Origin of the sequence: Reichenbachiella sp. (genome assembly GCF_965223055.1) — a bacterium.
Classification (GTDB): domain Bacteria; phylum Bacteroidota; class Bacteroidia; order Cytophagales; family Cyclobacteriaceae; genus Reichenbachiella.
In genome coordinates this window covers 373,465-384,145 of the sequence record NZ_CBDCVM010000010.1, presented here as the reverse complement: position 1 = coordinate 384,145, position 10,681 = coordinate 373,465, and the positions used below count along the sequence as shown (strand labels likewise).

The 10,681-nt window shown below is 38.9% G+C and carries 10 protein-coding genes; 8 read left to right on the top strand and 2 right to left on the bottom strand.

What is annotated here, in order from left to right; genetic code table 11:
* Positions 1-141: 141 nt before the first annotated feature.
* Positions 142-762 (bottom strand): histidine phosphatase family protein, encoded by a 621-nt coding sequence (locus tag ACOQO5_RS09545; RefSeq protein ID WP_420581467.1) that lies wholly within the window; start codon positions 760-762, stop codon positions 142-144.
* Positions 763-872: 110 nt separating this feature from the next.
* Between ACOQO5_RS09545 and ACOQO5_RS09540 the strand changes: the two genes are divergently transcribed.
* From ACOQO5_RS09540 to ACOQO5_RS09525, 4 genes are read left to right on the top strand one after another with little or no spacing between them, the layout of a single operon-like run.
* Positions 873-1,238 carry a hotdog fold thioesterase gene (locus ACOQO5_RS09540; RefSeq protein WP_420581466.1) on the top strand — a complete coding sequence of 122 codons (366 nt, stop codon included), beginning with the start codon at positions 873-875 and terminating at the stop codon, positions 1,236-1,238.
* A complete protein-coding gene (locus ACOQO5_RS09535) occupies positions 1,238-2,455 on the top strand; it encodes a chorismate-binding protein (RefSeq protein ID WP_420581465.1) in 1,218 nt (405 codons plus the stop codon). Before ACOQO5_RS09540 ends, ACOQO5_RS09535 begins: the two co-directional genes overlap by 1 nt.
* Positions 2,456-2,458: 3 nt before the next feature.
* Positions 2,459-4,135 carry a 2-succinyl-5-enolpyruvyl-6-hydroxy-3-cyclohexene-1-carboxylic-acid synthase gene (gene menD / locus ACOQO5_RS09530; protein WP_420581464.1) on the top strand — a complete coding sequence of 559 codons (1,677 nt, stop codon included), beginning with the start codon at positions 2,459-2,461 and terminating at the stop codon, positions 4,133-4,135.
* Between the two features lie 9 nt (positions 4,136-4,144).
* Positions 4,145-4,681 carry a DUF4136 domain-containing protein gene (locus tag ACOQO5_RS09525; RefSeq protein WP_420581463.1) on the top strand — a complete coding sequence of 179 codons (537 nt, stop codon included), beginning with the start codon at positions 4,145-4,147 and terminating at the stop codon, positions 4,679-4,681.
* Here ACOQO5_RS09525 and ACOQO5_RS09520 read toward each other — a convergent pair.
* Entirely contained in the window at positions 4,668-5,855 is a 1,188-nt protein-coding gene (locus ACOQO5_RS09520) for an NlpC/P60 family protein (protein WP_420581462.1), read from the bottom strand. The two genes, ACOQO5_RS09525 and ACOQO5_RS09520, sit on opposite strands and share 14 nt — an antisense overlap.
* Positions 5,856-5,990: 135 nt before the next feature.
* On the opposite strand from ACOQO5_RS09520, the gene hisS reads away from it, so the two are divergent.
* Genes hisS through ACOQO5_RS09500 form a run of 4 tightly spaced genes read left to right on the top strand, consistent with a single transcriptional unit; the run spans position 5,991 to position 10,675 of the window.
* The gene (gene hisS, locus ACOQO5_RS09515) at positions 5,991-7,361 is read left to right on the top strand and encodes a histidine--tRNA ligase (RefSeq protein WP_420581461.1); all 1,371 of its coding nucleotides are present in this window, start codon (positions 5,991-5,993) and stop codon (positions 7,359-7,361) included.
* 45 nt (positions 7,362-7,406) lie between these two features.
* Complete coding sequence (locus ACOQO5_RS09510; RefSeq protein ID WP_420581460.1) at positions 7,407-9,332, top strand: gliding motility-associated C-terminal domain-containing protein; 1,926 nt, start codon at positions 7,407-7,409, stop codon at positions 9,330-9,332.
* A gap of 4 nt (positions 9,333-9,336) precedes the next feature.
* Positions 9,337-9,675 carry a YbaB/EbfC family nucleoid-associated protein gene (locus ACOQO5_RS09505; RefSeq protein ID WP_420581459.1) on the top strand — a complete coding sequence of 113 codons (339 nt, stop codon included), beginning with the start codon at positions 9,337-9,339 and terminating at the stop codon, positions 9,673-9,675.
* Positions 9,668-10,675, top strand: a complete 1,008-nt coding sequence (locus ACOQO5_RS09500) for a glycosyltransferase family 2 protein (RefSeq protein WP_420581458.1) — start codon at positions 9,668-9,670, stop codon at positions 10,673-10,675. The genes ACOQO5_RS09505 and ACOQO5_RS09500 overlap by 8 nt, the downstream gene beginning before the upstream one ends.
* Positions 10,676-10,681: the final 6 nt, after the last annotated feature.

Below are 10,681 nucleotides of genomic sequence, written 5' to 3'. Positions count from 1 at the left end.
ACCGGGTTTTGGGCTGAGTTAGCATTTTTAAAGATGGATTAAATCTCGCTGACTATGCCATGTCAACCGTTCAAGGACGGCTTCGGACAATTAAGTTAATCAATATTGAGAACAAGAGCAATGGCTCAATCAATAATTTGTTTACAAACCATGCAAATGTTCTGTGCTCCCATGTTGAACTATTTGATATTGACCATTTACATTTCGTAAATGGTACAGACAAAGGTTTGCATGTTCAAACACATCCATTTTTTCGAGTGGGTAATTCATCATCCAACACACCAACATTCGCATGGCACGCCCATGAGTAGCGATCAAAATATTTTCTTCAGCCTCATTGGCCATGATATGCTCCATGGCAACTTTTTGTCGTTTTACTACTTCCTTAGGGGTCTCGCCTTCCCCTACCGCCAAATCCAATTTGCCCATGGCCCAACCAGCAATAGTATCTAAATAAATTTTGTGCATCTCTGGATCATAGGACTGTCCCTCATGTTTCCCCCAACTGATTTCATCTAAACCATCATGGGTCTCGAATGGAATACCTAAGTCTATAAATTGCTGCACAGATTCTTTCGTTCGTTTCAATCCCGAAACGTATATTTTATCAAAAGGCACCTGTTTATAATATTCAAAAAATCCATTGGCCTGCTTACGTCCAGTCGCATTGATTGACGAATCTATCCCACGACCTTGCACTTTATTTTCTAGATTGAAATCTGTCTGACCATGTCGGATGATGTATATATTTTTGGTTTTCAAGTGAATTGTCTTTTTGTTTGTATCAAGCGAATATAACCCAGTAACTGAAAGAAAAAATGTTCCTCTCCTCGTTTACCCTCGAAGGTATCAATGGCTTTTCAAAAAACACAATGACTGACCACATTGGTATAGAATATACTGAAATTGGCGAGGATTATGTGAAAGCTACTATGCCGGTAGATAGCCGCACCGTGCAACCTTTCAGAATGCTTCATGGCGGAGCTTCAGTTGTGTTAGCCGAATCTCTAGGGAGTATAGCTGCTACTATGACAGTAGACCCCAACAAAAAATACTGCGTCGGATTAGACATCAACGCGAACCACATAAAATCCGTAAAAGAGGGACTGGTAGAGGGGACTGCCCGCCCTTTGCATGTGGGAAAAAAAACTCAAGTTTGGGAGATAAAAATCACGAATGAAGAAAATGAACTTGTTTGTGTAAGTAGGATAACTATGGCTGTGATTGATAAAAAATAATGGAAACAAGCAAACAATCTACACAAACCGTACTGACTACTGCATTCTTTGAAAAATTACAGAGCTTTTTTAGTACGGGAATTAAGATGGATCTGCCTTTTGCCATTTGGCGAAATCCTCAAGAAACTGTCATCCACTCTACCTTACAGCTAGATCAGAACAATGATATTCCAGAGGAATTAGAAAATTCTCCTACTGGTTTTATGGTGAGTCCCTTCGAACCTTCAGAAAATCATGACACTCAATTCATTAAATCTGATGTTCTACTTGATAGTGATCTCAACGAAATATTATTAAGTCCAGGGTTTAAAGACAAAGAAGGTAGATTTGAGAAATTTGTTCAACAGTTTTCTAAAGTTCATGAAGATTCTTCCTTTGATTATAGAGATTTTTTAGAAACTCCTTCCCCATTCAAAGCTTCCAAAGAATATTTTCTAGAACTGGTTCAAAAATGTAAAGACTCCATCAGTGAAGGTTACTATCAAAAAATAGTGCCTTCCAGGAGAGAAAAGTTCAGATTGGAAAAAAAATTCCATCCAGTTAATGAATTGATCAAACTATGCGAAGCGTATGAAAATGCATTCGTATCTCTTGTCTATTTACCCAATCAAGGACTATGGTTGGGAGCCACACCTGAACTTTTAATTGCTGTGGATGAGGCTGAAAATTTTGAAACGATTTCATTGGCAGGCACACAAGAGATCAGACCTGGTTTTGAACTGGCGCAAGTCAGCTGGACACAAAAAGAAATTGAAGAACAAGCGCTAGTGAGTCGATATATTGTGAATTGCTTCAAAAAGATAAGACTTCGGGAATTTGATGAATATGGACCGAAGACCGTTAAGGCCGGCAATCTCATCCATTTAAAAACTTCATTCAAAGTAAATATGAAGGAGGTTAATTTTCCTCAGCTAGGAAGTGTCATGCTTGATTTATTGCATCCCACTTCAGCTGTATGCGGTATGCCAATGATCCCAGCAGCTAAATTCCTTCAGGAAAACGAGGCATACGATAGAGAATACTATAGCGGTTACCTTGGTCCCGTAAACTACGATGGACAAACCGCTTTATATGTCAACTTAAGATGTGCGAAAGTCTATAAAAACGATCTTGTATTATTCGCTGGCGCTGGAGTTACGGAAGACAGTGATCCAGAGAAGGAATGGACAGAAACAGAAATTAAGTTTCAAACACTTCTAAATGTTATTCAAGCCTAAAGCATGAATATCCAACCTGTATTTGACCTAGCACAAATTTGCCATTTAAAAGGTATTAAACAAGCTGTAATTTCTCCAGGCTCAAGAAACGCAGCCTTGACAATTGCTTTTGCCAGGCATCCGGAAATCGAATGTTTCAGTGTTCCCGATGAGCGATCAGCTGCATTCATAGCCCTTGGTATAAGTTTAAAAACAAATCTTCCTACCGTACTCGTTTGCACCTCTGGTTCTGCAGCTCTCAACTATAATCCAGCTGTTTCAGAAGCTTACTTCAATCAAGTACCATTGCTTATACTTTCTGCAGATCGTCCACCTGAATGGATTGCACAGCGAGATGGTCAAACCATATATCAAGAACAGCTTTTTGGCCGCCATGTGAAACAATCTTTCGTCTACCCGTCGCTTGAAGAGAATGAAAAAGGCATCAAGCATGGTCATGAGATCATCAATGAAGCCATCAATACTTGCCTAGATGCTGAAATGGGACCAGTCCATATCAACTTACCTTTTAGAGAACCCTTTTACCCTACTTCAGAACAATCCCTTGTTTTCTCCAAGCAGCTACCGGTCATCGAATCAGAAAAACCTATTGCAAAAAATTGGCAACTTGAATTGAATAAAATTTCCAATTTCGACCGAGTGCTTATTCTTGTAGGGCAAACAAAAAGAAACGATAAATTACTGGGATTGCTTTCATTATTATCAAAGGAAAACAACATTCCGGTAGTAGCGGATATTATTTCTAATGTCCATGAAGTTGAAGGAGTTGTAAGCAGTCAAGACGTATTTCTTAAAAACTCAAAAAACAATGACCTTCAACCCGACCTATTAATCACATTGGGCATGTCAGTGATTAGTAAAAACCTAAAACTGTTTTTACGCAAATACAAACCAAAAACACATTGGCACGTTCGTAAAGAAACTCAGGCACCTGACACCTACCTTTCTCTTTCCAATCATTTTGCTGTTGGGGAAATTGAATTTCTACAAGAGTTGAAAAAATTACATTCAAATAAAATTATACAATCTGATTTTCAAAGCTTCTGGCAACAAATCAATATTAAGACTAACCAACACATAGAACAATTCAGCTCTGATGAATTTTCTGATTTCAACTGTTACAAGAAAGTATTACGTGCCATTCCATCGGGATCTGATCTTCACCTAGCCAATAGCATGGCAGTGAGATATTCCAATGTAATTGGATTGAATAAAGACAAGGACGTAGAAGTATATGGCAATAGAGGCACAAGTGGTATTGATGGCTCCAACAGCACTGCTGTAGGAACAGCTTTAATGACCAATAGGTCGACTTTTTTGCTCACCGGTGACATGGCCTTTCTCTATGATCGAAATGCCTTCTGGCATAATCATTTACCAGAGCATTTGAATATTGTCATTTTCAACAATCATGGAGGTGGTATTTTCCGGATGATCGACGGTCCTTCGAGTCAACCTGAACTTGAAGAATACTTTGAGACTCGCCAAATTCGAGATGCAAGTCATGTAGCAAAAGAATTTGATTTTGAATACTATCCTTGCACTACTTCAGCTGAATTAGATCAGAGTTTATCACATTTAGTCAAAACTGGAAAGAGAAAGATATTTGAAATTTTCACCAACGCTGAAGAAAGCAAAACTGCGTATAAGCAATTGTTTAAAACATTAATGATTGATTAACCTCATGCTATGAAATTGACCAGTTGGCTCTTCATTTTATTTGTGCTTCAAAGCTGTTCGTCTCCGAAGGTGATCAAGTTTCTAAATACTGATTTAGACTATAGTCAATACCATACTTATCGTCTCATTCACTACAAAAGCGATGACAAATCATACGCTGCCGAGGGTATGACCTTTTATACTGAAATAGAAAATGCCATAGAACAAAACATGGCAACTAAGGGATACCAACCGGCTGATCGGCCTGATCTTATCACCAGATACGAAATTGTATCAACTACGGCCACTGAAACTAGAAATCAAAACTACGACCCGTATAGATACAATTATTACATTCCTCCCACGACCAAAAAGTACACTGAAGGAATTGTACTTATAGAACTTCGAGATCGAAAACGCAAGAAATTGGTTTGGCAAGGAAGTTTAGACTTAAAATACACTATGAAAGGTGGTGCAAAACTCAACTTACTAACTTCTATTAATAGGATTTTTGAATCCTATCCTTACCAAGCTGGCTCAAATAAAAAATTGGTTACTGAAGAGTAAAGGCAGCGCTGACATCCATTATATTCCCTTCTTTATTTCTCAAATACCTCCTACTTCCCAGGTATCTGTTTTTATTGAATTCATCATAATTCAAGCTATTTGGATCGATAGAACTTACTCTTACTTGTTTGGACGCATGTATAAATTCATTATTCCCTAACCAAATACCGACATGCGTAGTTTTTTGTTTGGAGTTTTCAGTGGCAGGCTTTCCAAAAAAAAGAAGATCTCCTTTTTTCAATCCTTCGAATGTATTGTTTTCGTCTACCACAACACCTGCATTTATTTGTTGTGAAGCGTCACGTGGGATGATCAATCCATTCATAAAATAAACAGTCTTTGTAAAACCACTACAATCCATACCTTTCGCAGATGTACCACCCCATAAGTACGGTGTACCCATCATTGACCGCGCATAATATTCAACCAACAATTCAGAAGGTTTCATACCATCTAGCCACGTTTGAAAATCACTAACATCTGCAGTAGGAATGTACCCACTCCTTCCATCGGGAAATTGTACAGCAGTTACCTTCCCTTTAGTATTCACCCATTCCAGCACATTGCCCAATACCACATCGGCAACAACAGCAGATAATTTTTCATTTTTAAAAACTTGGCCAGCAGTTTTAGTGACTATCACTTTCTTGCTTTGCTGCCACCGCGCCATTTCAAATTTAGTTTTCAATTCAACGCCACCATGATCTACCCAGGAGATATAATCATCTGGCGTCTGAACCAGATACCATTCATCAGTGATTCGAAGCACTTTCAAGACAGTGCCTAAGATCGCTTGTGTGGCTAATTCAGCAGAATGCTTGGGTTTAGTTCTCAGGTTTGCCACTGAATTGTTAACTATAGCATATTTGTATTTCAATGTTGACGAATCAGGTAGCAGGGATACTTTATCTTCGATCTTTATTCCTTCAGCCAACATCTTATTCATAAAAGTCGCCAACACGTAGGGTTGATCTGTATCTCCTGAGATTTTCAATAAATCACCCGAAGTGCTTACCTCAATATCGAATCGAGCTACTCGACTATCAGGAATATATCGTGTCTTCAAGCTATCTAGTAATACTTCAGCTCTATCCAAGCTAGTATTAGAACTCTTTTCTTCACAAGCAAAAGAAAACCATAAAACCGCAGTAAAAACTAACAATCTGTAAACCATTCTTCATCTGATTTTAATGAGACGCTAATCTACAAAAATTATTCATTGAGCATTTGCTCAGAAATAATAAATAGAGAGATCACATTGCTTTGAAGAGTGTCGATTCTTAGTTTTGCTGCGAACAAAGAAAATCAAATGCAGAAGCCTGCTATACCAAGAGGAACACGAGATTTTGGTCCACTCCAAATGGCCAAAAGAAATTACATATTCAACACAATTCGAGGAGTCTACGAGCGCTACGGCTTTGCTCAATTAGAAACTCCTACCATGGAAAATCTGTCCGTACTCACTGGTAAGTATGGAGATGAAGGCGATCAATTACTTTTCAAAGTATTGAATTCTGGCGACTTTCTTTCTAAGACACATCAGGACGATTTTGCTACAGGTAGCAGAGCACTGCTACCCAAAATCTCAGAAAAAGGATTGAGATACGATCTAACCGTACCATTTGCCAGATATGTAGTGATGCATAGAAATGAAATTTCATTTCCGTTCAAAAGGTATCAGATTCAACCTGTTTGGCGCGCGGATCGTCCTCAAAAGGGGCGATACAGAGAGTTTTATCAATGCGATGCTGATGTAGTCGGCACTGATTCTTTGTTATGCGAAGCCGAAATCATCGCTATGATCAACGAAGTTTTCACCAGTCTGAAACTTCCTGATTTCACAATCAAACTGAATAACAGAAAAATCCTTGTAGGGATTACAGAAGCCATAGGTGCTGCAGGAAAGGAGGCTGAATTTTGTGTAGCTATTGATAAACTCGACAAAATTGGTTTGGACAAAGTCAATGAAGAATTGATCCAAAAAGGATTTACTCAAGAAAACATTGAAAGACTGAAGCCCATCTTTGAGTTTGAAGGTACAATTGGCGACAAATTGACTTTCTTAAAGGACTATTTCTATGCGAGCGAAACTGGCTTGAAAGGAGTTAGCGAAACGGAAGACATCCTGACTTACCTCCAATCTTACAATCTGGAAAATGACCACCTGGATCTGGACCTCACATTGGCACGAGGACTCTCCTACTACACAGGCACCATCTTTGAAGTAAAAGCCAACGGTGTGAAAATTGGCAGCATAACAGGAGGAGGAAGATATGATAACCTGACAGGAGTCTTTGGACTAAAGGATGTGTCAGGCGTTGGCATCTCTTTTGGAGTCGATCGAATTTACGATGTGCTGGAAGAATTGGACTTATATCCGGAATCTACATCCACCCAGGTACAAGTAATGATTGTGAATTTCGGAGAAGAAATGTTTGAAAAAGGAATTGATCTTCTTCAACGATTACGCCAAGAAGGGATAAGAGCAGAGTTATATCCAGACGCTGCTAAAATGAAGAAACAGATGTCCTATGCAAATAATCTCAATATTCCATACGTTGTGATGATAGGTGAAGATGAAATAGCATCTGGGAACTATACATTGAAAAATATGGTCGAAGGTGAGCAAGCCGCTTACAAAATCGATGATCTTATTTCTAAAATCAAGAATAGTCACTAGATTGATCACTTTAAAATTCAGTCAAACAGATCTGGTTAACCACCCTTGAGATATTACCAATACATCCTTCTTTTTTCAATATACATTGGCGCTCACATGTCCAATGCTCAGCATACCAGTGTGCTAGGAAGATTTGATATTGATTTCGTAAAAGGATGTACAGGAATGACAGTAAATGTCTCAGTCAATACAAATGTTCCTGCATGGACGGATGCTCAATTCTGGTATGAAGGTTTCGATATTAACGTGACAGGTGACGTCTCTGGAAATTACACTTATACTTCTGCTGGTGAATTTTATGTGACTATGCTTGTGTCAAACGGTGATGCTGACACAGGAGGAGAAAAAAAAGACTCTATTCGAGTGGAAGTCCTAGCTCCCGAATTACCCGAATTCACTATTCACAACTGCGCTTCTCACCATGTACGCGTGGAAGTAGAGGATGATTATTACGACAGCTACTTCGTAGAATTTACTGGAACAGACAATGAAGAAATTGCTCCTCTTAGTTTTACATCTGCCTATGATTATGGCACTCAAGGCAATTATCGAATAGATGTATCTGGTCGTTTTAATGATGGAAATAATTCAAGCTGTGGTACAGACAACAGGGCTTTCAATAGTATTAATTCTATAGTAAGTCCTGTACTCACTTCTGTAGAAACTACAGATGAAGCAGTAAATGGAGAAATGCAGTTAGGGTTCACGCTTGGAGATGATATTATTTACAATTTGGAACGCTCAACGAATGGCACCGAGAATTTTGAATTTGCAAAAGTAGTGACAGGTGCTACAGAAGTAGAAGCCAATCTAAATACCCTCAGCGAGTTTCATTGTTACCAAATCAATACCTATGACGCCTGCAATGACTTGAACTTATTATCTGATATCATATGCTCGGTTTACTTCGATGTAGCCGGCACAGAGACGGCCAATACCATTATGTGGCAAACAGATACAGTAGAGGCGCTATCGTACAATATTATTCGCGACGGAGATTTACTTACCAATATTACTAATTCGTCTATTGTGAGTTACGACGATAGCGAAGTCATTTGCAACAAAGAATATGTCTACAATGTGCAACCCATATTTAAGTCTGGTTCATCCGTGTCTGTTGATACGGCAGTTATCGCAAATAAATCGGCAGAATTGCCACCTGTAGACAACCCAGCTTCAACAGTAAACATCGACAACGATGTGGAGCTATCCTGGGGACCTCCAGATACTGGAGAGATACCATTCAGAAGATATATTATAGAAAGAAACATCCGAGATCGTGCTTGGAAGTATTATGATTCATCTGATGACACTACTTATGTGGATACCGAAGCCAATTTCATCGGCAAGCATGCCTATAGAATTCGGTATGATGATGATTGTGGCAATCTTGCTACGCCATCACCATCCACTGTGCCCATGATCATTGAACAAGGAGCTGTACGAGGAAAAGAGGTGAATTTTAATTGGAGTAAATATGAGACTTGGGATAACGGTATTCGAAACTATACTATAGAGCGCTTGGATGAATCCGGCGCTATTGTAGAAGAGTTTGATGTTCTGAGTGGACGTGAAAAATCGATTACCTTCTCCCCCAACGATTCTGAAAACAAACTGATCCGTGTTCGTGCAGAATCCCTGGATGCTATTCCTCTCTTTACTTACTCCAACATCATATTGACAGAACTAAGCACGACCATGTTTTTACCAAATGTCTTCACACCTGATGATGATGGTTTAAATGACCGGTTTGTTGCCAAAGGCCCTAAAGTATTTAACTTTGAAATGGAAGTGTATAGCCGGTGGGGAGTTCTGATTTTTTCCACGAATGACAATTTCAATGGTTGGGATGGCAGAATAAATGACAAAGATGCACCTGAAGGCACTTATATCTATAAGATTTATTTCGAGGATGCCGAAGGCAGAAAATACGATCAATCGGGATCAATGTTACTCATGAGAAAAGGATAGTGATATGTTTGATATGATGAAAATGATGGGCAAAGTGAAAGAGGTTCAGGAGAAAATGAAAGAAGCTCAATTAGCCCTATCTCAAATTGAAGTGCAAGGCGAATCTGGAGCAGGGTTAGTAAAAGCTACCGTGAATGGACAAAAAAAAGTAATAAAGGTTGATATAGATGACTCTTTGGTGAACACAGCGGACAAGGATATAGTCCAGGATTTGATTGTGGCAGCAATAAACAAGGCGATGGAAGAAGCCGACGTATTAGCCAAAGAGCATATGCAAAAAGAAACACAAGGTATTATGCCTAATATCCCAGGTTTTGACCTAGGCAATATGTTTAATGGCTAAAACAGCCGTTGTCATATTAAACTTCAATGGTGCTCAATATCTTGAGCAATTCCTACCTTCAGTCACACAGTATAGTACCGATGCTGAGGTGATTATCGCAGACAATGCATCCACAGATAATTCCATTGCATTTTTAAAATCCAATTACCCAGATCTGAGAATTATTCAATTTCAAGAGAATCTTGGTTTTACTGGAGGATACAACAAAGCATTAGAGCAGCTTCACTTTGAATATTGTGTATTATTAAATTCTGATATTGAGGTCACTCCAAATTGGCTAGAACCCATAGTCACTTTTATGGATGCGCATCCAGAAGTTGCAGCCTGTCAACCCAAAATTTTGGATTTCAATAATAAAAAGAATTTCGAATATGCCGGTGCCTGTGGTGGGTTCCTTGATTATATGGGGTTTCCATATTGTAGAGGAAGAATTTTTGACACATTAGAAGAAGACCAAGGACGATATGACAACATCATACCCGTAGACTGGGCGACTGGTGCGTGTATGTTTGTGAGAACAGTAGATTTTAAAAAAGCTGGCGGTTTTGATATCGATTTTTTTGCGCACATGGAAGAGATAGACCTTTGTTGGAGAATGCGTATGATGGGCAAAGCCCTTTATTGTATTCCAGAAAGCAAAGTATACCATGTGGGCGGCGGAACTCTTAATAAACTGAACCCAAGAAAAACTTATCTCAATTTTCGTAACAACCTCTCCCTCTTGTTCAAGAATGAATCCACCATGAATTTGGTTTGGAAGTTTCCAATAAAATGGGGTTTAGACATAGCAGCAGCTCTAAAGTTCGGGCTAGGACAATCCTGGAGTCACAGTTGGGCTGTAATCCGTGCACATATTGACTTTTTGATGTTTTTGCCCAAGAATTTAAAGAAAAGAAAACAAGTCCAAGCCAGCAGAAAAACGACTGTTAGAAACTCACCCTTTCTTTTACCGTTTCAATACTTCATAAAGGGTCGAACTACATACAAAGACCTCCATTAAATTAAA

Excerpts from the sequence above, each read along its gene's own strand:
- ACOQO5_RS09540 (WP_420581466.1), top strand. The coding sequence starts at position 873 with ATGACTGACCACATTGGTATAGAATATACTGAAATTGGCGAGGATTAT.
- ACOQO5_RS09535 (WP_420581465.1), top strand. The coding sequence starts at position 1,238 with ATGGAAACAAGCAAACAATCTACACAAACCGTACTGACTACTGCATTC.
- menD (WP_420581464.1), top strand. The coding sequence starts at position 2,459 with ATGAATATCCAACCTGTATTTGACCTAGCACAAATTTGCCATTTAAAA.
- ACOQO5_RS09525 (WP_420581463.1), top strand. The coding sequence starts at position 4,145 with ATGAAATTGACCAGTTGGCTCTTCATTTTATTTGTGCTTCAAAGCTGT.
- ACOQO5_RS09520 (WP_420581462.1), bottom strand. The coding sequence starts at position 5,855 with ATGGTTTACAGATTGTTAGTTTTTACTGCGGTTTTATGGTTTTCTTTT.
- hisS (WP_420581461.1), top strand. The coding sequence starts at position 5,991 with ATGCAGAAGCCTGCTATACCAAGAGGAACACGAGATTTTGGTCCACTC.
- ACOQO5_RS09505 (WP_420581459.1), top strand. The coding sequence starts at position 9,337 with ATGTTTGATATGATGAAAATGATGGGCAAAGTGAAAGAGGTTCAGGAG.
- ACOQO5_RS09500 (WP_420581458.1), top strand. The coding sequence starts at position 9,668 with ATGGCTAAAACAGCCGTTGTCATATTAAACTTCAATGGTGCTCAATAT.